We start from the raw sequence: 23,120 nt of genomic DNA on the forward strand, positions 1-23,120 counted from the left end.
TATTTGTCATATAGGTACATGGAGTTCCTTTGGTGGACTTCATGTACTTTTTTGTATTGGAGGTGGTTGTATTTGAAGAACCGTTTACTTGGAATTCATATGATTGTGCAAAATGAAGAACATCACCTGCCCCGCTGTCTCGACAGCTTGAAGCATATCAGCATGGAATGTTTTATCACCGATACTGGCTCATCTGACCGTACACCCGAGATCGCTAGATTATACGGAGCAACGGTGTTGCACGCCTGTTGGGAAGATGACTTTGCCCATGCACGAAATATCAGTCTGCCTCTGGCGAGCACGGAATGGGTCCTGTGTTTGGATGCGGATGAGTACGTTACGCAGGGATTGGAAGAACTGCTGAATTATTTACCTAAAGTCCATAAAAGCATTTCAAGATTACGTATTACCATAGAGAATCGATATGGTGAAGGGATAGAAGAGAACGTTATCTCTCAGCCAGTGAGATTATTCCGTGCTCATCAGGGATATCGGTACAAGGGGCGTATTCATGAGCAATTGGTTCGTAGTAGCCCAAGCAGGCTTGGCCAGGATGAGGCTATTGATATGAATAAGAGCGAGACCTATACAGATGAACAAAACCAATTGATCGAGACTGAACCGCTTGCTCCATTATGTCTAATTCATGATGGATATCTGGCTTCAACGATTGCGCAAGAGCATAAGCCAAGACGTAATTTGAAACTGATTGAGCGTGAGTTACAGGATGAGCCTGCACAGCCTTTTCACCTGTACAATCTGGGAGTAACGTATTGCCAGCTTGGTGAGGTTGAAAAGGCAATTAAAGCGTTCAGTGAATCATTACACCTGACAGAGTTGCTCGCACCATATCGACCTACACTGGTTAGAGATTATGCAAAGACCCTTGTGGGATCGGAACGTTACGACGAGGCGCATGCAATTCTGGCTGTGGAAAGACAACGTTATCCATCTTATGCTGATCTGCACCTGTTGTATGGGGAGACGTTGGAGCTGCAAGGTTTGGAGGAGCGTGCATATCAATCGTATGCTCGAGCAACGGACTGTCGGGAGGGAATAGACCGTGTTGGACACAGTGATGGCGGTAGCACGTTAGACGCGTCATATGTAACGGAAGCGGGTTCTAACAGTTACAGAGCCTATACTGCGATGGCAAGACTTGCACAGAAACGGGGATTCTATAAAGAGTCTGCACATCTGTACGGGCTGGCTCTGGACAGCATGTTCACATATGCTCCAGCATGGGCGGGGTTGGCAGACGTGCTGCAACAATCCGGTGAAACGGATGAGAACATAGCAGAAACATTACTTACCAGAAGCAGAGGAATCGGAGAGTCAGATCACGGTGATTTGATTCGTGGTGAAATGCCCCATTCATATGCAGTGACAAATGAGGATCATCTGGTGCAAATGATTCATGTTCTAACAGGCTGTGGAGCATATGAACAGGCATTGAAAATGCTGGATGCAGATTCGTGTACTGCTCGTATCCATGTAGCGGATCAAATACATTGGATGTTGTGTGCGAATAGGGTTTCCGAAGCACTGCAACTGGCAGAAGAACACTGGAACGTGGGGTGTGTGCATGAAGTCAATCTGCTGGCTGAGCACAGAATGGATTGGGCACTGGCTTGTTGGGCCAACGGATTAAGATTATCCGAGGCGTTCCTCGCAACTACGCTTCCACAAGAAAAGAACGTTTGGAAGGTCATGGATCGACTGCTGGATCAGCTATCGAAAGAGCCGCGAAGCATGGAACCTGCGTCACAAGAACAGAAGCTTATTCAATGGGGTCCGCAGGCAGAAATGGTAGCAGAGAAGGTTGTGCAGCAAGCCGTAAAGACAGGACAGCTCACACTTGCTGAGCAACTGCATGAGTTGCGGGCCATGATGATGTGTGATCATTGGGGAACGACTTTAACTCGAAGGCGAAAGTTTGCAAGTCTGCTGTATCGTCACGGGTATACCATGGTAGCCGCGAACATCCTGATTCAGTGCATGACCGAGAGTGAACTGGATGCCGAAGGGTTATTCTGGTTGGGTGAAACGCTGTATGCAAAAGGCCACAACGATCAAGCGCTGTCTCTGTTCGAGCAGGCTCTGGAGCGGGAGCCTGATATGTGGCAGGCCCGAGTTGGATCAGCTGTATGTTACATGCGATTGGCAATGGAGGCGATTCGGCAGGAATTGGTTCGATCTCCTTCTTCAGGTGTACTCGCTGCACAACATAATGCACTGGAACAAAGGCTGCGAACGACCGAGGGTATGCCGTGGCGTACGCTTTTCCATGCAAAGGAAAGGAGGAATCAGCTTGCGAGCGGAACGAATTTCCCTATGCATGATCGTGAAGGATGAGGAAGAGTTGCTGCCTCATTGTCTTGCCAGTGTCCAGGGGGCGGTGGACGAAATTATTGTGGTGGACACCGGTTCATCGGACCGAAGCGCAGAGATTGCGCAGCAATATGGCGCGTTGGTTGTGGGGTTTGAGTGGTGCGAAGATTTTGCCGCAGCACGGAATGCTGGCCTGGAGCGCGCTTCCGGCGACTGGATTCTCTTTCTTGATGCGGACGAGGCGCTCGATAGGGCTGCGCGGGAGCAGATCAGGAGCTGGACGTCGGTCAGCGGATGTGACGGATTGTTTTTAAACATTCATAACTATACAGGTACGGGTCAGCAGGGGGTCACCGTGAATCCGGTTTTGCGTCTCTTCCGTAATGCCCCGGAGCATCGGTTCGAAGGTCGGATTCATGAGCAGATTGCCGCGGCGATTTGCCGTAGGAACCCAGAGGCTGCTTTTCATGTGACGGACATGGTCATCCATCATTATGGGTATCAGACGGCGATTGTAGAGCGCAAAGATAAGGTGAACCGCAATGTCCGCCTGCTGCAACAGGCAGTGGAGGAAGAACCGGATCAGCCGTTCCATCACTATAATCTGGGTGTTGAGTATCTGCGTGTGGGGGAAGCAGAGCGGGCGTTGGAGACGTTTGGTGTGGCTCGGATGGGGATTGATCCTGCGGTGAGCAGTTACGCGCATTTGCTGTTCAAATATGAAATTCGTTGTCTCCAGCATCTGAATCGCTGGCAGGAGGCATTAGATCGCATCGATGCTGCGCTTGAACTCTTTCCAGAGTACACGGATCTGATGCACCATCGCGGGGTATGTGCAGACGCATTGGGTGATGCAGATCGGGCAGAATATTCGCTGCGTGAAGCTGTTCGCATGGGGCCACCTCCACCCATATATCATACGGAAGAAGGCATCGGCACCTATCAGACGTGGTATACGTTAGGGCGATTACTGGAAGGAAGGGCCGATCTGGAGGGTGCGGTAGATGCTTACGTGGAAGCGGTACGTGCCAAATCGAGTCTGTTACCGCCGCTCTATCGGATATTCCGAATTATGCGAGTCTCCGGGCAGGAACATCAGATTCCAGAGCTGGTGAGGGAGCGTTTTGCACTCAGTTCGGAAGAGGCTACACACAAAGTATTGGGCATTCTGGAGCAATCCCGTTGTTATGATGCGGCTTTGCAATTGTTACCGGGTATATCCTCACAACCTTCCGCAGAGATGAGGGAGCGTTTATCTGTGGCGGAGGCGATGCTCCAAATCCAACAGGGGAGATGGAACAAGGCACGTCTGAAATTGGAACCTGTGCAACGGAAAAAAGGGATGCTCGCGATCTCGTCTGCACGATGGCTCGAACGTTTGGAGTGGATAGAAGGCAAGGAAGTCAACGGAGATGATCCATTAACCTTGTGGTTGAAGCTTAGTTCGCAGGTGGGTGAAGGAACGAATGAAGAACCTGATGTGAAGACAGGACGAATTGCTGGTCTGAGAGCGACAAAGAAGAAGGACACGGACTCAGGTATGGACGGAACGGTTGCAGGAGCAGAGTATGATGGCTGGCAGGCGCTTGGACTGATGATGGAAGGATGTGTACAGTCAGGGAGATGGAAAGAGCTGCATAGCCTGATTCAGATGTGTCGACAGCAATTGGCTGGAGAAGGGTTATCGGTGGAACAGAGCGTTCGAGTGGGAGAGAAGGAGGAAGAGATGGAAGGGAAAAAGGAAAACGGGAAGGTGAGTGACATTGATTCGTTCCCTGGGGCTTCGGATACCCTGACGGGAACAAGCTGGCTGGTGAAAGGATTGGTCAGTGCTGCGGACCATCATCTGGAGGTGTTCGCTCAGCATGCAGATGGACAGCGGCACCGTTGTTGGCCTGTCGTTCAGCATATTCGGCTGGAGATGCCGGGAGCGGACGGGTTTGAGAGCTGAGAGGGATCAGGCAGCGGGAGTTCAACTTAATTCAGCGGGCTAATTGGTACGGCTGAACTCCTTTGGTGAGGGGTGGTGTTGAATATGGGCATAGGGATTAGCTTGTGTATGATCGTGAAGGATGAAGCGGTGTCACTCCAGCGGTGCTTGAATGCAGTCAAGGATGTTGTGGATGAGATCATCGTTGTGGACACAGGTTCGATAGATGATACAACTGAAATTGCGCGTCTCCATGGTGCCGTTGTAATTCGTACGGAATGGAACGGAGATTTCAGTGAAGCCCGTAATCTGTCACTGGCCGCTGCTACGAAACCGTGGATTCTGGTGCTTGATGCGGATGAGGTATGGATACAGACCCCTCAGATGAAGACAGAACTCATGCGGTTGTTAGCGGCAAGTAGGGATGACGTGTGGGGATACTGGATACAGGTCACAAGTCTGCTGGGTATGTCCGGTGAAGAGCATGTGACGGATGCGGTGTGTCGTTTGTTCCGAAATGATCCCCGAATTGCCTTTCAGGGCAGAATTCATGAAGAGATTGCTTCTTCCATCATGGCACTGGCTCCGCAAGGTGTGCTTCATTCTGGACTTGAAGTCATTCATTACGGATATCTGGAGCAGGTGATTACCGACAAAAATAAAGGCGCACGGAATATGCAGTTGATTCGTTTCGCGTTGAATCAGGAGGGCGATCAACCGGAGTTGTTATATGCTCTGGCCGCAGAATGGTTTCAGCAAGCGAAGTATGATGAAGCACTCCGTTTGTTACAGCCATTATTGGCACAGCTTAAGCCGGAGTGTGGATATCACTCGGATCTGGTGCTGAAAACGGCTTACGCCTGGCGAGAGATTGGCAGTCCAGAACGGGCGCTTGCTGTGGTGGAAGCATGGGCGCCCGTGTATGAGGATTTCCCGGATTTGTTGGAGCTTGGTGCTGTACTAGAACTGGATCAAGGGAGAGAGGATGTGGCCTTGAACTGGTTAAAACAGGCTAAATCAGCTGCTTCTACAGCCAGCAGGTATACATCAGTCTCTGGTGCTGGGACCTATCGTAGCCTGACACTGGAAGGCATGGCATATGAGCGGGCTAGCCGCTGGGCAGAGGCAGAAGCCGCATACACGGCGGCGCTGAGCATGCAACCCGGCAGCATGGCTGCATGGCAGCGGCTGTTGTTACTGGCCGCAGCCACAGGGTGGCCGCATGCCATCGCCAGCGTCGCAGCCCGGGTAAGCTTGCCGTCTGCGGCATGGCAAGCGTTGATCCCGGCCGCGCTTGCCGCGCATCGGCCGGAGTGGCTGCTGCGCCATACGGCGGCGCTTGCTGGCCCGCTGCGGGCACAGCCGCTGGCCGCCGGGCTTGCGCTGGCCCAGCTGGGCGAGGACGCCTCGGCTCGGGCGGCTTTGCAGCCCTGGGCGGCGCATGCGCAGCACGGGCCAGAGGTGACCCTGGCGCTGTGGGCGCTGGGCCACAAGCAGCCCGGCGGGCGCAACGCCCGAGCGGCGGCTCGCCAGCAGGCAGCGATGCCCGCCGCGGCCCACGCCGCCGAGGCGCTGCTGCTGCGCGGGGCCTTGGCCGGCAGCAGCGGCCTGGCGTGCAGCCCGCCCCGCGGCGCAGCGCCAGGCGGCCCGTCCCGCGGCGCAACGCCAGCAGGCCCAGCCGCGCCCGCGCCTAGCGGCATGCTCGCGGCTGCGCAAGCGCTCACCGGCGTAGGCGCCTGGGCCGCATGGCTGCGCCTGCTGCAAGCCCTGCCGCCTTGCGGCGCGCTGGCGTTGCTTGCAGCGCTTCCGCCTGCGGCACGCTGCGGGTTGCTGCGCGCACCCGCGAGCGTCCGCGAAGGGCTGCTTGCGCTATGCGGCACGCCTGACGGCGCGCAGCAGCCCCACGCGGACGAAGTGCCCGCCTCGGAGCGCACCGCTCACGCGCTCCTCGCGGGCACGCTCGCGCTGCTCGCCGGGCGGCAGAACCTGGCGCGTGAATGGGCCGATTCGGCCCAACTCACTGCGCGGAAACCTGCCGCCACAGGTCGCCCGGCGACGACAATCCCGCCGGGCCTGCACACCCTGCTGTGCCTGACAGCACCCGGCGCAGCCTATGCCAAAGAGTACACCAACCAGTGCAACATGTTACTGGTACACCTATAATTTCCTTTAATCTTTAATCTTTAATCTTTAATCTTTAATCTTTAATCTTTAATCTTTAATCTTTAATCTTTAATCTTTAATCTTTAATCCTTAATCCTTAATCCTTAATCCTTAATCTTTAATCTTTAATCACTAATCACTAATCTCTGATTGCTAGTCTCTAGTCCCCAACCTCCATCCCCACATATTCCCGCACTAGCCCATCCGATCGAAATTGCAAAAGCAACGGAGCTACCGGTAATCGGAGCATTGCCCGAACCGTGTATTGTTCCGTTGCTAATGGGTCGAGCCCTTAAGCCCTCAATTTTCCCCCTCTGCATTTAACTCGACGTAACCCAATTCGTCTCAACCTTTGCATATCACAGCTCGAAAACAGCGGATCGGCGTGCCATACATGTCAGACCAGATGGCATCTTCCGGCTCGTTCACGTTCAGCTTATCTTCAATGGTTAATCCGGTGAAAGCCATGATTGTCTCCAGCAGATCCGGCCGCATCTCGGGTACATCGAAGGTGGCGATCAACTGTCCGTTTGGTTTCAGCACCCGAGCGAATTCACGAAAAGCTCGCAGCATCGTGCCCGTATCCAGATGCTCCAATACAGAGATACAGAACACCCGATCAAACTTACCCGACTCGTACGGAAGCTGGGCCAGATTAGCCTGTGCACGGTGCAATCGGACGAGAGTTGATTCCGGCAGATCCTGAGCGGCTTGCTCGCCAAAATCAGAAACAATATCCAGTCTTATCGCCTCTTCAGACAAAATGCGTTCATCCCAGTCACAGGCGTGAACCTCGCGGCAGTGTTCTGCAAGCCAGAATTTGAACGGATGGGAGATGCCGCAGGCTGCATCAAGGACGACATCATCTGGACGTGCAAACCGCCGGGCCCATTCATATTCGTAGGGACGGCTCCACCATGCCGGATGCAGCGGGAAGACCAATATGTCCGTTTTAGGGTCACTTTGCCGAATGTATCTTGATTCCATGAATTCCGTTGCCTTGGGCGTATCCATCATCCCCGAATTCCCTCCTTCAATCCTGTCTCTGCCAAAAAAGATTCCAACACCGTGCTCCACCGGCTCCGCCACCTGGCAAGATCATAGGACAGTGCAGTCTCGCGCGCATAGATTCCCAGTCGTTCTCGCTCGGCCCGATCCTGTACAAGGCGTACCAGTGCAGCGGTTAGTTCCTGCTCACCAGGAGGTACCAGCAGTCCATTAAAACCATCCTGAATCAGATCATTCAATCCGCCAACATTGGAGGCAATTACCGGAAGTCCACAGCTCATCGCTTCCAGACAGGCATAGGAGGTGCCTTCCGAGAACACAGTTGGAATCACAGCGATATCTGCCTGATGGTAGGCCTCCCGAATATCCCGGAAATCATACGTGCGCTGGTTAATTCGCTCCGCATGTGGATGAGTACGATGCCAGTAACGAAAGACTCTCCCGACCGTGCTGCCTTCGACCAGTTCCCCGGCAAATTCAATCTCCAGATCTGGAAAGGCTCCAAGTAGTTTATCCGCCGCCAACATCATTGGAATAATACCCCGCTCCATGCTGATGCGGCGTGGATAGATAATGCGAATTGGGCGGGGAGAGGTTATACGGGCATCCACAGTTTTCTTTTCAACCTGTCCCTGAATCCGACCATTAACCTGATACTCAGCATCTGCTTCTACTAGAATCTCCGTAGCCCAATCCTTTGAATTCCGGTGATTATGAGCAAACCTATACGTTACGCCATCTGCTTCGACTTCTTCCAGTTTCGATAACTGTAAATGGAAATCTACCGTTTCTTTCCCCTCTCGTTCTTGATCGCTATCTGTATCTCCACCTCCATCTCTGTTAGCCTTACCACTGTTCGCTCCAGCACCACTTGTTCCATCCTTGCCTTCTACAGCTTGCACTCCTGATATAACTGCACCAACATTTTCTTCATGACTCGCCAGATCATTCTTCCATGCGACAAGCCATTCGTCTTCCTGTTTCTGCTCGAAGGTCCGCGTTGGCGGGGCTGGTGTGAAATAGGACGTATCCACCGCATTGGGAATCAGGACAACCTGCCTTGGATCGGTATAGGTGCACGCAGCCCGGCAAAAGGTCTGGAAATGGGAATCCACGGATACAATGCGCACGAGTCCATCCAGAGCCAGTTGAATATGTTCCGCGACTTGTTGTTTGGTCTCCAGTGGCAGTCCGGGACGATCCCAGTTAATGCCGTGACAGATGCCAAGACTGCCGGGTTTGTAGGTGATGGGTTGCCACAGACAGCTGGCATAGATCACGGGGCCGCGCGCTGCGGCTGCCATCCGGTCAAAGGCTTCCGGTACATTATCCATGTCGTACGAATAACCAAATACGTCAATCTGCTCCGTCCGAGTCTGGAATGCTTCAAAATAAGAGAGCTGATGAACCTCGGGAATATGCCCGAGTCCTCGGATGACACTGCACAGATCCAGAATATATCGCTCCAGTCCACCACCAAATACACGACCGAATTCCCGGTTGTACCCGTCGGTGAAACTATGCGTCAGAATACTCACCACGCCCATCTCACGGTCCCTCCTTCCAGGGAATCAGCCGAGGTTCCGGATCGAGAATAGACTCGTAATGTGCAAGATTGCCCCACTCACCGCCAGGATCAATGCGCTTGTAACGCAAATATTTACGAACCCGGTCCTCGAGACTGCCTGCCCATCCGAGATGCTGAACCTTCAATTCCGTGCTGACCCCAGGCAATACCGTGCAGGACAAGGGGAGGCGGGGAACATGATGATTCTGTTGTGGATAAAAATAAGGATATCCAGGCATATACCGTACAAGTGAAGCCGTATGCCGCTTGTGAAGAGACCAGAGATCATCTTCCCGGTAGTGGGTCCGGCCACCCCACATATCGTAGAATCGAAATGCAAACCAGTCCGCATACTCCTGATTAATCAGAGTGCGTATGGCTTTCTTGGCCTCTGAGCTGTATAGCTCATCCGCATCAACCGAGATCAACCAGTCGGGACATGTTCCCGCAGCCGCTTGCCACAAGGTGTTGCGAAGTCGCCATTCCTCGGCGAACAGTGGTTTCTCCAATACCTCCAGACGGACCACCTTTGAATAGGCTTTGCATATGTCCGGTGTTCCGTCTGTGCTGGCATCGTCCACAATGACGATTTCATCCACGAACTCACTCAGATCATGCAATACTTCTTCAAGGTATCGGCCACGTTCATTGCGAACCTGGAGCATGGCGGTCAGCTTGTTGCCTTTGCTTTTGCGAACCCGACGAATGGAGAAAGGCTCTTTGAATACACTTGTTTCCTCTTGTGTTACAGCAGCATTCTGTTCTGCCTGACCTTGTGAATCATTCCAGTGATGCACTTGGCTTCGGATGTCCTGCGTTGGTTGTGCATGATCCGGGGTGTGATCTCCATTTTCCAATGCGTCTGTATGTGTTCGATCGACTGTTTCGGTTGGCGTGTAAGTGGTTTCGGTTCGGATATCCCTGTGCACCATTGGTCCATTCAACTGTTGTCTACGCTTCTTTGGGTCCAGCATCATGGCACCTCCCCAAGCAATTGCTGTACAGCATGATCCAACAGCTCCAGCTCGACAATCCGGACCAGCGCATCTTCATCCTCCAGTGCTGTCTCAAGGAAATGTCGGACTGCCCCGTGTCGTTCCCCTCGCAGTGCCAGCGCACTGCCGGATAATTGCTGGTAATCCCGGCGACTGGCATCATCCTGAATATCGACTGCATGCACCAGAGCCAGTGCTTCTTCCACACGTCCAGTCTCCTGGTAGATGCGGAATTTCCAATGTCTCGCCGTTTCTCCGCCAAGTTCGTCCAGGATACGCAGGGCGTTTCCGTAATCATCGTTCATACGGAGTAGTTCCGCTCGTACAAGTTGATCTTCTCCTGCCTCAAGCCAGCGACATAACTGTTCATAATGATGCCGTTCTTGTTCATCTGCTGCACTAATTCCATACACCCGCAGGGCGTCCTCCAACTGTCCAGCCCGGGCATGGATGGCAGACAGGAATCGATAATGGGAGACCACACAATCACTGCGACCATTCATGACCGCATGGGTGAAGGCCTCTTGCAACGAATGGACGGCCCGCGGATCTTCAAGCAAGTACTCATAGGCTGCCAGCAAAAAGGATATCGTCTCATGTGCACCTGCTTTGGCACGGAGCTGACGGTAGAAGTCGGCACGTACACTGCATTGAAGCAGGGTGACGCTATCTGGAGTGCCTGACAGGATCTGCCGTAGCGCATGCAAGAAGAGCAGTTCGTAGTCCCGGAGAGGGACTTCGAGATCATCCTTTTGCATCGTACCCGCAGGTGCAGGGTCTTCTCCGCCCAGCCAGATAGCACGTACGCCTTGGAATAACAGCTTCATATAACGTGTTTCGGAGGATGTGCCTACCAGATCGGCGATGCCGACCAGTTTGGAAATACTGCTCTCCCATAGCGGAGATTCTGCTTCGTTTCCAGCAGGCTCAGGGAGCAGGGCAATACATAGCTCAGGCTCCAGCGAAGCCGTAGCTATTAGCCAGTAGGGATGGGCGACCACGGCTACGGTGCGAGGTTCCAGCAATAGCTGCTCAGCCTCAGGGAGGGAGATGGCGGTAATGACCGGAGGTACATCTTCTGTTTGCGTCAGGCTGCTGACATAGTAGACCTCTCCCTCGATCGACAGCAGTGCAGCAATATCGGGATAGGGAAAGGATGACCAGCCTCCTTTGCGAGGGAAGAGAACATACCGGACAGGGGGCTGTGTTGTACTGGCCTTATCCAGGCTGGCTTCGGCGTCTTCACCTGGTAGTGGTGCAGGTTTTTCCATGAATAGTTCACCTCACCTTGACTGTAATATGGAGCGTCTTCACTCTGCATGTGCTTCATGCTTTCACTTCATATGTAAAGCCCTCACGGTACTTCGCATGATATGCCTGAGACTAACATATGGGCATTCCGTCCCAAACATGAGTATCTTCCATGAATAGATGCAGTTGGCATGCTGTGATAATAGGCTGAATTTTATCTTTTGTGTGACCAGGATCACTTTTTTTTGCTCTAGAGACGAAGATTGTGATAATTCTCACATGTATAAAATAGGTAATCTGGCACAATACGTTCATCAACGTATTTGGCGGACAGACAGCGAAGGTGCAGCTTCAATGCCAAATACGCATACTGCGAAGTGAACAGAAAGAAGGGGTAACGGTATGGATCCGATTATGTTATCGCGTATCCAATATGCACTTACAACGATTTTCCATTTCTTTTTTGTCCCGCTATCCATCGGTCTTGTACTGTTGGTTGCAATCATGGAGACGTTGTACGTTGTTAAGGGTAAGGAGATTTACAAAACGATGGCCAAGTTCTGGGGCAAGCTGTTCCTGATTAACTTCGCCGTCGGGGTAGTCACAGGTATTTTGCAAGAGTTCCAGTTTGGTATGAACTGGTCCGAGTACTCCCGATTTGTCGGGGACGTATTCGGTGCGCCACTGGCTATTGAAGCGCTACTGGCGTTTTTTATGGAGTCTACATTTATTGGATTGTGGATATTTGGATGGGATCGTTTGTCCAAAAAAGTGCATCTGGCCTGCATCTGGCTGGTGTTTGTCGGCACATTCCTGTCCGCGCTGTGGATTCTGGCAGCCAATTCATTTATGCAACATCCTGTTGGGTTTGAGATTAACAACGGCCGAGCCGAGATGAATGATTTTTTTGCACTCATCACAAATGGTCAGCTTCTCGTTGAGTTCCCACATACAGTCTTTGGGGCATTGATGACAGGGGCCTTCGTCGTAACCGGGATCAGTGCCTACAAATTGATGAAAAAGCAGGATGTGGAGATCTTCCGCAAATCGTTTAATATTGCGATCATTATCGCTCTTGTTTCTTCATTCGGCGTTGCATTCTCGGGTCACTTCCAGGCGCAATATCTGGTGGAGACACAGCCGATGAAGATGGCAGCAAGTGAGGGCACATGGACAACGACAGAAGATCCGGCGCCATGGACGGTGGTCGCTTTTATTGACCCGGATAAACAGGAGAGTACGGGTGAGATCAAAATCCCTGGATTGCTCAGTTATCTGTCCTACAGCAAGTTCTCCGGTAGTGTCAAAGGTATGAAGGAGCTTCAAGCTGAGTATGAACAGACGTATGGACCGGGGGACTACATCCCGCCGGTACGGACAACATTCTGGAGTTTCCGCATTATGATCGCAGCGGGTGGTTTAATGATTGCATTGGCGCTATACGGTACATTCCTAGCCATGCGTAAGAAGCTAGAGGTCGCTGGAAAGTGGTTTATGCGTCTGATGGTGTTCGCCATCTCCCTGCCGTTTATCGCCAATACGTCAGGTTGGATTATGACCGAGGTTGGAAGACAGCCATGGACAGTATTTGGCTATATGACAACCGAAGCCGGGGTCTCGCCGAACGTATCCGCAGGAATGATCCTGTTCTCGACCATCGCTTTTACCGCTGCGTATACGGTTCTCGGAATCGTGATGGTATACCTGTTCGTACGTGAGATCAAGGCAGGACCGTTTGCGGTCGAGAAGCCAGAAGATCACGATGAATCGGCCGATCCGTTCGGCGTGGATGGAGGTTATTCCGTTGTCACTAAGTGAGTTGTGGTTTTTGCTGATTGCCGTATTGTTTGTTGGTTTCTTCTTTTTGGAAGGTTTTGATTTTGGTGTGGGGATGTCTACAGGCATTATTGCCAAAACAGACCGTGAACGTCGGACTCTGATCAACTCGATCGGTCCGTTCTGGGATGGTAATGAGGTATGGCTGATTACGGCAGGGGGCGCGATGTTTGCTGCCTTCCCGCACTGGTATGCCACGTTGTTCAGTGGTTTTTACCTGCCACTTGTGGTGGTGTTACTCGCCTTGATTGGCCGCGGAGTTGCTTTCGAATTCCGCAGTAAAATGAAACAGCAGCGCTGGCGCAAAACATGGGACATCATCATTGTGGTCTCCAGCGCGCTCTTGCCTTTCCTGTTCGGCGTGGTCTTTGCCACATTGATGAAAGGTCTGCCCATTGATGGGGAGATGCAGTTGCGTGCAGGATTCCTCGATATTGTTAATCCGTACACCGTGATTGGTGGCTTGAGCGTAACGCTGCTGTGTCTGGTTCATGGATTGCTGTTTGCATCACTACGAACAGTAGGTGATCTCAGAGAGCGTGCCTTGAAGACAGCGCAAAAATTGATGTTGCCGCTGGCTGCACTGCTCGCCGTTTACGCGTTAATGACGTATTTCATGACGGATGTGTTCGCCGTACGTGGCTGGGCTCTTTGGATCATGGTTGTACTTGGCGCAGTTTCGCTTGCACTTGCGGCATACTTTGTTCGTCAGAAGCGTGAAGGCTGGGCTTTTGGTATGACTGGAGCAGTTATTGCAATTGCCTTTGCCTCGGTATTTATCGGACTTTTCCCAAGAGTGATGGTGAGTTCCTTTGGGGCGGCGTATGACCTGACTGTATACAATGCCGCATCGGGTGCTTATTCATTGAAAGTAATGACCATAGTAGCTTGCACACTGCTGCCGTTTGTTCTTGGCTATCAGATCTGGAGTTATTATATCTTCCGCAAACGTCTGAACGAGCAGCACCACCTGGAGTACTGATATGGGACGGGGGCTGATGAAGCTGCCGGGCATCCGGCCGGTACTTGCGCTGGCATCAGCGCTGGTACTGTTGCAGGCGATGACGATCATTATGCAAGCCAAATGGCTGGCACAGGCCATCACGGCATTGTTTGAAGGTTCATCCGTAACGGAGCAGTACCCGATACTGCTGCTGTTCCTGGCTGCTTTTGCCGCCCGCTACGCCCTATCCTTCTGGTTACAACTCGTGACTTCACGATATGCGGAGAAGACAGGGACTGATCTGCGTAGACAGATGGTGGAGCAGTGGTTCAGACTTGGGCCGCGTTATGCCAAGACGGAGGGCACAGGACATCTGGTTACACTGGCACGTGAGGGAACAGCTCAATACAAGACGTATCTTGAACTATTCATTCCTCGCATGCTAGGCATAGGATTCACACCTATCGTCATTCTGCTGTATGTGTTCAAGCTGGATCTGATGTCCGGGGTTATTCTGATGCTGACACTCCCAATCCTGATCGTATTCATGATTCTGATTGGCCTCGCAGCTCAGCGTAAGATAGACGGACAATTCAGATCTTACAAAGCACTCGCTAACCATTTTGTTGATACCTTGCGTGGACTAGAAACGCTAAAAACATTGGGACAGAGCAAAACACATGAAGGGTCCATTTTGCGGGTCAGTCAGCGGTATCGGAAAGCAACGATGTCTACGCTGCGCATGGCTTTTCTTTCTTCGTTTGCACTCGATTTCTTTACGATGTTGTCCGTTGCTTCCGTAGCAGTTGGTCTGGGATTACGTCTGACAGAAGGGCATATGCTACTTGGCCCTGCGCTGACGGTACTGATCTTGGCACCCGAATATTTCCTGCCTGTACGTATGCTCGGCGCTGATTATCATGCCACATTGGACGGTAAGGAAGCTGGAGCGGCTATCAACCAAGTGATTGAACGGGGGAAAGCTGCTGAACAGAAACAAAAAGAAGCCTATGCAAATGTTGTTGCGCATGCGGACATGGCAGAGGATGGGACGGGATATGCATCATTGTCTTTGGGTAAAAGGAAAGCCGCTACTTCGACCATACGTGTCGTGTTGAATAATAAAATGGCTGCGGGGCATCTTGCTCCTGCTTCTGCTTCTGTTTCTACTACTCCTGAGCTTGTTTCTTCCTCTTCCTCAGTGTTCTCTTGGAATGAGAGTAGCAGACTAGCACTAACGGATGTACAGGTACGGCATGATGATGAAGGTCCTTATTCGCTAAAGGATGTCACATTTCAGATCACGGGTCTTGGCAAAATCGGTATTATTGGTGCCAGCGGAGCAGGCAAGTCCACGTTGATTGACGTATTGGCTGGATTTCAGCTGCCTACTTCGGGTCAAGTACTTGCTAACGGCCAGCCGGTTACACCAGATATGCTCGAATCTTGGCAAAGACAGACGGCAGCTATCCCACAGCATCCGTATATTTTCAGTGGAAGCCTGGCGGATAACGTTCGTTTCTATATGCCGGAGGCTTCGGATGCGGAAGTGGCCAAGGCCATTAGCGCAGCTGGATTAACCAAGCTTCTGACCTCATTATCCGGTGGGCTGCATGAGCTCATTGGGGCTGGCGGCAGACAACTCAGTGGTGGGCAGGAGCAACGGGTAGCGCTGGCAAGAGCCTTGCTTAGTAAACGCAACATTCTGTTGCTTGATGAACCGACAGCACATCTGGATGTGGAAACAGAGTATGAACTGAAGCAGACGATGTTGCCGCTGTTTGAAGGAAAACTTGTATTTTTGGCTACCCATCGTCTGCATTGGATGCCGCACATGGATCGGATTATTGTCATGGATGGCGGCACAGTGGCAGAGACGGGAACACATCAGGAGTTACTGGCACGACAAGGCGTATATTATCAGATGATTCAGGCCCAGATGGAGGCGATATAAAATGAAGTCCGGATATGAGCATATGGAGACCGTCCGTAACGAAAAAGAAAAAAATAGCTGGATTGCTCCGTATGTGGCACAGTACCGATGGAGATTCATCGCAGTCATTGCGCTAGGCACTTGTGCTGCGCTGTGTGCGGTACTGTTGCTGTTTACCTCCGGATTTCTGATCTCCAAGTCTGCGCTGCGTCCTGAAAATATTTTGATGGTGTATGTACCCATTGTTGGTGTACGTGCATTTGGGATATTCCGCGCCGTGTTTCGATATATCGAGCGATTGGCAGGACATGATGCCGTACTGCGGGTGTTGGCCGACCAACGGGTGAAATTATATCGCATTCTGGAGCCACAGGCCCGGTTCCTGCATTCTCGTATGCAGACCGGGGATGTACTTGGAGCACTCGCCGATGATGTGGAGCGGCTACAGGATATTTATCTGCGTACTGTTTTTCCCGCCGTTACCGCACTTGTGATGTACGGTGGGGCTGTGATTGCCTTTGGCAGTGTTGATCTGGGATTTGCGGTGTGGATGGGCTTGTATATGTTATTTCTCGTTGCCGTGTTACCTGCGATCTCCCTGAAAGTGACGTGGAAATGGCGTGTACGGCTGAAAAAGGAAAACAGCAGGTTGTATACCCGTCTGACCGACGGTGTACTTGGACTGGGAGATTGGCTTGCAAGTGGACGAGCGGCCGAATTTGTTCAGCAGCAGGAAGAAGCGGAGGAACAGGTCGACGCGATTCGTCGCAAGTTGCGGCGCTGGACACGCTGGCGTGATCTGATGGCTCAGTCTGTCATTGGCCTGCTGGTGGTATCGGTTACGTTATGGGCCGGAAATGCCGCTTCTATCGGGCAATTGCCTGCCGTGATGATTGCTGCTTTTGTATTGGTATTATTTCCGCTCACGGAATCAATTCTGCCTGTAGGGGATGCGGTGGAGCATCTTCCCCAGTATCGAGAATCGCTGGATCGCTTGAAACAGCTCGAAGGAAAAGGGTATCTTCCGTTGCAGAATGGAGTTGGTGATGCGGATGGAACGGGCGAATCGATCTCTGTAGTAAAAAACGGTAACGTGATGGCTGGACAGACATCGGAGTCCTTGCCAGCTGCGAATGTTATCCCAGACAGACGAATTCGTCTTCGCATTCCACCCAAACTCAGAGCAGACATCGAGATTAATCTCGTAAGTTATCGTTATGCAGCGGATGATTCCTACGCCGTACAGGACGTATCCCTTCATCTGCCACAAGGCAAACGATTAGCTATTCTTGGACGAAGCGGCGGCGGAAAATCAACCTTGTTGAAGCTGATTCAGGGGGCATTGCTTCCATCTGCGGGGAAAGTTCTGATCAATAATATGCCTGTGCAGACCTTGGGTGAGAGTGTCACTGATGTCATCGCAGTGCTGAATCAGAGTCCTCACCTGTTCGACACCACGGTAGCCAATAATTTGCGGATTGGTCGTCCGCATGCATCGGATGAGGAGATTCGTCAGGTGGCCGCCCAAGTAGGGTTATCCGGTCTAATCGAATCTTTGCCGCAGGGATATGATACGCCAATGCTGGAGACGGGCCTGCGTTTCTCCGGTGGGGAAAGGCAACGGATCGCTCTGGCCCGGGTATTGCTTCGGGAGACACCTGTTATTATATTGGATGAACCAACCGTAGGGCTTGATCCGGTGACGGAACGAGAGTTGATGCGCACCATCCTGGACAACTTGCAAGGCAAAACGATGATCTGGGTCACCCATCACCTGATTGGTGCGGAACAGATGGACGAACTTATTTTTATGGAAAATGGAAAGATTGCCATGCAAGGTTCTCACGAACAATTGCTGGCTGGGGAAGAGCGATACCGCCGTCTCATTGAACTTGATCGACCCGGATGGTCTGACTTGCAGACAGTAGAGGGCAAGCTGCCTACTGCCGCTTCCAGATAGCAGGAACTTTCTCGGCAAATGGAAGCGAATAGCGTGTCTCAGGTTCATTAAAACAAAATAACACAAATAAGGGATGTCCCCTGTCATATTCATGACTTACGGGACATCCCCTTTTTGCTTCTTGGTGTGGACTATATAAATTGAACTAAAGAATATTTACACTTGCCACTCCGATGACAGAACAACCTTCTGATCGCTGTTATCCCCAGATTTTTTATATTCGGCTTTACAAAGGAGAAAATCTGGTGATAAAGGCGAACGCTCCGCTTCTTCAGGTTATTTCTGTCCTCTACGTTCTCGTGTAAATGTTTAGTTCAATTTATATAGTATTAAAAATCGCTACGTCTATGATGTGAATTGATCTGCAGCAGCCAGTCCCAAAGACTTAACGCTCAGATTTCCTGTGCCAGTAGCATGGCTGTGCCACAGGATTGACGCACAACCAGTTCCGGCTCTACTTTAATGCAACGATTATCCATTTGTTTGTTCATCAGATCAAACAGAATCATGGCAGCAAGGCGTCCAATTTTGTCCGTATCCTGCTTGACGGTTGTTAGCGGTGGATCGGTATAACGGCAGGCTTCGATGTCATCACAACCTGCCACAGCTATATCTTCTGGAATGCGCAACCCCACTTCCTTAAAGGCGCGAATAGCTCCAAAGGCAAGTAGATCTGTGGCTGCAAACACGGCACGTGGAAGAGTTTTGCAGGCGAGCATTTTCTTGGCCGCTTCGTATCCATCCGCTGCGGCATAATCTTTGCTGTATACAACCCACTCGGACTTTTCATCAAGACTAAACTGATTTAGTGAACGTTTGAAAGCCATCTCTCTCTGTTGCATCACAAGAGAGGCGCGCTCCAGCCCGATAAAACCAACATCTCGATAACCGTTCATATAAAATTGTTCTACAACTTTGGTTGAGATCTTATCGTTATCGGACATGATGTAACAGGAGCTTTGTCCTGTTAGCTCGATATCTATTCCGATACAAGGAATCGGGCTGGCATCCAGGTCGAATATGCTGCTCTCGACCTCATCCCCCGCAATAATAATACAGCCATCCACTTGAAAATACTTGGATCTCGCCAAGTAGTCCTCACCCTGATCCAGAAACTTCTCATTCGAGAAGAAGAGTAGATCGTATCCAAGCAAGCCAATTTGTTTCTTAAACGCATTGATAACCTGTACGAAGAAAGGGTGGCTGAAATCCACGTTCAGCTTCCCTGCAAACACAACGCCAACGAGGCTGGATTTTTTGGTTGCCAGTGTTTTGGCTGAAGAAGATGGACGATAGCCTGTCTCTTCCATAATTTTAAGCACACGCTGGCGCGTTTCCTCGCTAATATCTGGATAGTTATTGATAATCTTGGACACCGTGGCTACAGATACGCCGGCTAAACTCGCTATCGTTTTGATATTCATAAACATCCCTCGGATTCCTAAACTGGTTTCGTAAACTGGGGCTGTATCGGTTTTTTCTCTTTCTTGCAAGTATTCTATGCTACATAGACCGGAGAGTCAACAGCAGAGAGAGGGTTTCACACTTGAAATGATATGCATCCATAGGTTTGAAGTAATCAAGGATGTTTGTTGGGAAAATAAAGACTAATTTTAGCTCGTAATCTTAATTGTTTTACAGATTTTGAGTCCATTTAAAGGAATACCGGGTTATCTGGGGCTGTAAATGAAATTATGTAATGTGCTGTGTTTCGTAACTTTCGTGACTATCGTAAAGGCTACCTTGATTTCAACGTATACAGCAATAAATAAAGCTTTTATCAAGCGGGTTGGAGCATGGGAATCAAAAAAACAAAATGACTATTTACAAAATAAAGATCTGAAGTCATAATAAGGGTGAAATTAACGAAACTAATTTCGTAGATTTAATTCAAAAATTTGGGGGACAACGAAAATGAAGAAAATGACTTTAGCCATTGTACTTGTAACCGCTTTATTATGTGTGCTCGCCGCTTGTAGTAGTAGCTCTTCGGAATCAGAAGGAACTCAGGCTACAGACAGCAGCAAAAAAGTTACCTTGAAGATCATTCACTGGCAGCAAGAGAATATTAACAACTACATCAAAGAGTTTAATACGAAATTTGAAGCGAAATATCCGGACGTAAAGGTGGAGTATACTACCGTTCCGGCAGACGCGACTTACGATCAGTTGATGCAAACACGGATGAACGCCGGAAGTAATGGGGATGTGGATATCATTCCACTCAAATCAAGCTTTGTAGGCGCTCCGCAGGAATGGTCAAGTGGTGCTGCTGATCCGATGTGGAAGCAATGGATCGATGCCGGGTTAATCAGTGATCTGTCTGATCAATCTTTTATCAAAAACTACAATGAAGCGGATGTACAGAACGCAATGACGTATAACGATAAGGTGTACGGTGTAAACATGGGCAAGGTGGCATTCACAGGACTGTTCTACAATAAGGAACTCTTCGCAAAATATAATCTGGAAATCCCTACAACCTGGGATGAATTGCAACATGTTATCAAAGTGTTCAAAGACAATGGTGTCGAAGCGCTGGGTCTGGCGGGTAAAGATGTATGGCCAATAGGTCTTGCGGTGCAAGGGCTTCAGGCCTCTATTCATGAAGATCAGCTTGCTTATATCAAAGGTCTATGGACTGGTGAAACCAAGCTGACTGATCCGGTTCAACTTGAAGTCTTGCAGAAATCTCAGGATCTGATGAACAATGCAATGCCTGGTTTCATGGGTATTGACTACGGAACATTGCCCAGTTTGTTCGCTACAGGCAAGGTGGCTATGATTGCTGACGGTACTTGGGATGCAACAACAATTCAAACGGCCAACCCTGATCTGAAGTTTGGATATTTCCCAATTCCAGGTAGCAATGATGCAGCCAAGAACAAAAATCTGGCGGGTAAATACGATATGACCTGGATGGTGGTGGATAACTCACCGAACAAGGATTACGCAATGAAATGGCTTGATATGTTATCGGAGAAAGAGAACTACACGGAATTTGTGAATGCAGCCGGCTTCCTGCCTACACAGCCTGATGTGGAGATGACAAGTGAGTTTATCCAAGGCATTCAGCCTTACCTGGAGGACTTTAAACTATCTTGGGATCAGTTGTTCATTAACCGTCAGAATGTAGGACAGTACATTTCGGAGGCCAGCGTTCACGCAGAGATGCTCAAGCCAGCCGGACCGATTGCAACACCGGAAGAGCTTGCAGGTAAATCCCAAGCGGACTGGGATGCTGCTGCTCCAAAGTAATTCATAATCATTCATATTCATGGCACAAGTTGGCCGCATGCGCCGGAATAGCGCTCGGGTCTGAGCCTTCAGGCCAGACAAGGCTGTTATTCCGGTTTTCTTATGTCTTAGTTTTACCCCATGAAAGGTGTGAGGACGATGTATCCGTTTGGGAAAGGTAAGGCAAGACTTATTCCTTATCTGTATTTGAGCATTCCGTTGTTACTTTATGTCGTGTTTGGCTTCGGTCCATCACTTGTGACGATACTGTTTTCGTTTACAGATGCTACTGGTGTTCGGGGCCAGGAATGGAGCTTTATCGGCTTTGAAAACTATAAAACATTTTTTGGTGCATCCAATGCTGGAGACCGAATGGATGCTATTGGGCGATCCTTATACTTTGCGTTTGCTGTTGTGATCATACAAAATGCAGTGGGTTTGTTTATAGCGATTTTGATCAATAAAAAGCTTAGAGGCGATAAATTATATCGCGCGGTATTCTTTTTGCCAGTGGTGCTGGGGGTTACTGTGTCTGGGCTCATTTGGCAACTCGTTGCAAATCCGCTGGGCGGACCAGCCCAGTCCTTTCTGAATTTCTTGGGTACCAGTTCCAACTTTTTTGGTGATTATAATATCGCCTTCGAACTGATTATTTTTGTTCAGATCTGGATGTACATGGGTTACTCCATGACGATTTTTCTTGCAGGTCTGCAGTCCATTCCTAGCGATCTGTATGAGGCGGGTTACATGGATGGTGCTTCGGGGTGGAAAGCATTTACGAACATTACATTCCCCATGATTGCTCCTGCATTCACCGTTAACATGCTCTTGTCTATCATAGGGGCATTGCAAACCTTTGATATTATCTATGTACTTACAGGCGGCAAGTTCAATACAACGACGCTTGCATTTGATGTTTATGCTACGGCATTTGGCACAGGAACGGCTGATTACGGTTTGGCTTCTGCTGTCGCGATGATTCAGTTCCTCTTTGTATTTACCATATCGATGGTCGCCTTATTTTACCTTCGCAGAAGAGAGGTGGAAGCGTAATGAAACAGAGCCAAACGTCCAGAATGGTCAGCTACATTATCGTTCTGCTCATGCTTGCGTTGTACGTTTTCCCTCTATTCTATCTGTTCAATGTATCCATGAAGACACAGACAGAGTATCTGCTCGATCCTGTAGCTCTTACTGAAGGGATCCGGCTTGAGAACTTTTCCGAAGCATGGAACAAAGGGAACTTCTCTCAGTATATGTGGAACAGTGTGCTCTATACAGGGATGTCCACCCTGCTGACGTTGATTTTATCTATATTTGCTGCATTCCCGCTCGCACGCAGATATGTTAAATTCAGCACACTCATTTATATTTTCTTTCTGATTTCCATGTACCTTCCCAACCCGCTCATTCCGCAGTTTTCCCTGATCAATAATCTGGGTCTTTACAACACCCAAATCGGGTACATCTTATTGAAGACGACAGGTACGGGCATTGCCTTTCTCATGTTTGTGGGTTATATCAAATCAATATCGCGTGAACTGGATGAGGCCTCTGCCATGGACGGGTGCGGGTATACAAGGTATCTGTTCACCATCCTTGTTCCGTTAATGAAACCAATCCTGGCAACAGGTATTATTCTTACCGCGATTGGTGTATGGAACGATATTATCGGTCCGACCATTTATTTATCTGATCCGAATTATCAGCCGGTAACCAAAGGACTCTTTACATTTTATGGACAGTACATGAACAACTGGCCGCTGCTCGCGTGCGGCATTCTGATTGTTACCTTGCCACTGGTTGTCCTGTACGTTGCTTTGCAACGTTTCATTGTTGGAGGTGCTATGGCAGGGGCTGTTAAATCGTAAGTTAGAATCACTCCGCTTTAACTGAAAAGAAAAAAGGCAAGCGACCCAAAAAAACATCATAAGAAAGCCACCCTCAACGCAATGAAGGAGGCTTC

At 50.1% G+C, this 23,120-nt stretch carries 15 protein-coding genes; 10 read left to right on the top strand and 5 right to left on the bottom strand.

What is annotated here, in order from left to right; genetic code table 11:
• Positions 1-72 precede the first annotated feature (72 nt).
• From AC1DE7_RS23050 to AC1DE7_RS23060, 3 genes are all read left to right on the top strand, one after another.
• The gene (locus tag AC1DE7_RS23050; RefSeq protein WP_477535265.1) at positions 73-2,355 is read left to right on the top strand and encodes a glycosyltransferase; all 2,283 of its coding nucleotides are present in this window, start codon (positions 73-75) and stop codon (positions 2,353-2,355) included.
• Positions 2,312-4,282 (top strand): tetratricopeptide repeat-containing glycosyltransferase family 2 protein, encoded by a 1,971-nt coding sequence (locus tag AC1DE7_RS23055; protein ID WP_477535266.1) that lies wholly within the window; start codon positions 2,312-2,314, stop codon positions 4,280-4,282. Before AC1DE7_RS23050 ends, AC1DE7_RS23055 begins: the two co-directional genes overlap by 44 nt.
• 84 nt (positions 4,283-4,366) lie before the next feature.
• Entirely contained in the window at positions 4,367-6,424 is a 2,058-nt protein-coding gene (locus AC1DE7_RS23060) for a glycosyltransferase (RefSeq protein WP_477535311.1), read from the top strand.
• A 345-nt stretch (positions 6,425-6,769) separates the two neighbouring features.
• Here the strand turns inward: AC1DE7_RS23060 and AC1DE7_RS23065 are convergent, their stop codons facing one another.
• Genes AC1DE7_RS23065 through AC1DE7_RS23080 form a run of 4 tightly spaced genes read right to left on the bottom strand, consistent with a single transcriptional unit; the run spans position 6,770 to position 11,265 of the window.
• Entirely contained in the window at positions 6,770-7,441 is a 672-nt protein-coding gene (locus AC1DE7_RS23065; protein ID WP_477535267.1) for a class I SAM-dependent methyltransferase, read from the bottom strand.
• Positions 7,438-8,979 carry a glycosyltransferase family 4 protein gene (locus AC1DE7_RS23070; RefSeq protein WP_477535268.1) on the bottom strand — a complete coding sequence of 514 codons (1,542 nt, stop codon included), beginning with the start codon at positions 8,977-8,979 and terminating at the stop codon, positions 7,438-7,440. The genes AC1DE7_RS23065 and AC1DE7_RS23070 overlap by 4 nt, the downstream gene beginning before the upstream one ends.
• Before the next feature lies 1 nt (position 8,980).
• Positions 8,981-9,973, bottom strand: a complete 993-nt coding sequence (locus AC1DE7_RS23075) for a glycosyltransferase (RefSeq protein ID WP_477535269.1) — start codon at positions 9,971-9,973, stop codon at positions 8,981-8,983.
• The gene (locus AC1DE7_RS23080; RefSeq protein ID WP_339190781.1) at positions 9,973-11,265 is read right to left on the bottom strand and encodes a tetratricopeptide repeat protein; all 1,293 of its coding nucleotides are present in this window, start codon (positions 11,263-11,265) and stop codon (positions 9,973-9,975) included. Before AC1DE7_RS23080 ends, AC1DE7_RS23075 begins: the two co-directional genes overlap by 1 nt.
• 382 nt (positions 11,266-11,647) lie before the next feature.
• Here AC1DE7_RS23080 and AC1DE7_RS23085 point away from each other — a divergent pair, with 382 nt between their 5' ends.
• Genes AC1DE7_RS23085 through cydC form a run of 4 tightly spaced genes read left to right on the top strand, consistent with a single transcriptional unit; the run spans position 11,648 to position 17,917 of the window.
• Positions 11,648-13,063, top strand: a complete 1,416-nt coding sequence (locus AC1DE7_RS23085) for a cytochrome ubiquinol oxidase subunit I (RefSeq protein WP_253503991.1) — start codon at positions 11,648-11,650, stop codon at positions 13,061-13,063.
• Positions 13,008-14,063, top strand: coding sequence for a cytochrome d ubiquinol oxidase subunit II (gene cydB, locus AC1DE7_RS23090; RefSeq protein WP_244898245.1), 1,056 nt, complete (start codon positions 13,008-13,010; stop codon positions 14,061-14,063). Before AC1DE7_RS23085 ends, cydB begins: the two co-directional genes overlap by 56 nt.
• Position 14,064: 1 nt before the next feature.
• Entirely contained in the window at positions 14,065-15,978 is a 1,914-nt protein-coding gene (gene cydD, locus AC1DE7_RS23095) for a thiol reductant ABC exporter subunit CydD (protein WP_477535270.1), read from the top strand.
• Position 15,979: 1 nt separating this feature from the next.
• Positions 15,980-17,917 (top strand): thiol reductant ABC exporter subunit CydC, encoded by a 1,938-nt coding sequence (cydC, locus tag AC1DE7_RS23100; protein WP_477535271.1) that lies wholly within the window; start codon positions 15,980-15,982, stop codon positions 17,915-17,917.
• A 392-nt stretch (positions 17,918-18,309) separates the two neighbouring features.
• On the opposite strand, the gene AC1DE7_RS23105 is transcribed toward cydC, so the two are convergent.
• Positions 18,310-19,341 carry a LacI family DNA-binding transcriptional regulator gene (locus AC1DE7_RS23105; protein ID WP_076320341.1) on the bottom strand — a complete coding sequence of 344 codons (1,032 nt, stop codon included), beginning with the start codon at positions 19,339-19,341 and terminating at the stop codon, positions 18,310-18,312.
• 490 nt (positions 19,342-19,831) lie between these two features.
• On the opposite strand from AC1DE7_RS23105, the gene AC1DE7_RS23110 reads away from it, so the two are divergent.
• The 3 genes from AC1DE7_RS23110 (at position 19,832) to AC1DE7_RS23120 (ending at position 23,025) form a co-directional block, all read left to right on the top strand.
• Positions 19,832-21,175 (top strand): ABC transporter substrate-binding protein, encoded by a 1,344-nt coding sequence (locus AC1DE7_RS23110; RefSeq protein ID WP_036667929.1) that lies wholly within the window; start codon positions 19,832-19,834, stop codon positions 21,173-21,175.
• Between the two features lie 138 nt (positions 21,176-21,313).
• Positions 21,314-22,207, top strand: coding sequence for a carbohydrate ABC transporter permease (locus tag AC1DE7_RS23115; protein ID WP_036613007.1), 894 nt, complete (start codon positions 21,314-21,316; stop codon positions 22,205-22,207).
• Positions 22,207-23,025 carry a carbohydrate ABC transporter permease gene (locus AC1DE7_RS23120; RefSeq protein WP_127551447.1) on the top strand — a complete coding sequence of 273 codons (819 nt, stop codon included), beginning with the start codon at positions 22,207-22,209 and terminating at the stop codon, positions 23,023-23,025. The genes AC1DE7_RS23115 and AC1DE7_RS23120 overlap by 1 nt, the downstream gene beginning before the upstream one ends.
• Positions 23,026-23,120 lie beyond the last annotated feature (95 nt).

The sequence above is a fragment of the Paenibacillus sp. 10L310 genome, assembly GCF_056395745.1.

Excerpts from the sequence above, each read along its gene's own strand:
- cydC (WP_477535271.1), top strand. The coding sequence starts at position 15,980 with ATGAAGTCCGGATATGAGCATATGGAGACCGTCCGTAACGAAAAAGAA.
- AC1DE7_RS23070 (WP_477535268.1), bottom strand. The coding sequence starts at position 8,979 with ATGGGCGTGGTGAGTATTCTGACGCATAGTTTCACCGACGGGTACAAC.
- AC1DE7_RS23115 (WP_036613007.1), top strand. The coding sequence starts at position 21,314 with ATGTATCCGTTTGGGAAAGGTAAGGCAAGACTTATTCCTTATCTGTAT.
- AC1DE7_RS23060 (WP_477535311.1), top strand. The coding sequence starts at position 4,367 with ATGGGCATAGGGATTAGCTTGTGTATGATCGTGAAGGATGAAGCGGTG.
- AC1DE7_RS23065 (WP_477535267.1), bottom strand. The coding sequence starts at position 7,441 with ATGATGGATACGCCCAAGGCAACGGAATTCATGGAATCAAGATACATT.
- AC1DE7_RS23085 (WP_253503991.1), top strand. The coding sequence starts at position 11,648 with ATGGATCCGATTATGTTATCGCGTATCCAATATGCACTTACAACGATT.
- cydB (WP_244898245.1), top strand. The coding sequence starts at position 13,008 with ATGAATCGGCCGATCCGTTCGGCGTGGATGGAGGTTATTCCGTTGTCA.
- AC1DE7_RS23075 (WP_477535269.1), bottom strand. The coding sequence starts at position 9,973 with ATGCTGGACCCAAAGAAGCGTAGACAACAGTTGAATGGACCAATGGTG.
- AC1DE7_RS23080 (WP_339190781.1), bottom strand. The coding sequence starts at position 11,265 with ATGGAAAAACCTGCACCACTACCAGGTGAAGACGCCGAAGCCAGCCTG.
- AC1DE7_RS23105 (WP_076320341.1), bottom strand. The coding sequence starts at position 19,341 with ATGAATATCAAAACGATAGCGAGTTTAGCCGGCGTATCTGTAGCCACG.
- AC1DE7_RS23110 (WP_036667929.1), top strand. The coding sequence starts at position 19,832 with ATGAAGAAAATGACTTTAGCCATTGTACTTGTAACCGCTTTATTATGT.
- AC1DE7_RS23120 (WP_127551447.1), top strand. The coding sequence starts at position 22,207 with ATGAAACAGAGCCAAACGTCCAGAATGGTCAGCTACATTATCGTTCTG.
- cydD (WP_477535270.1), top strand. The coding sequence starts at position 14,065 with ATGGGACGGGGGCTGATGAAGCTGCCGGGCATCCGGCCGGTACTTGCG.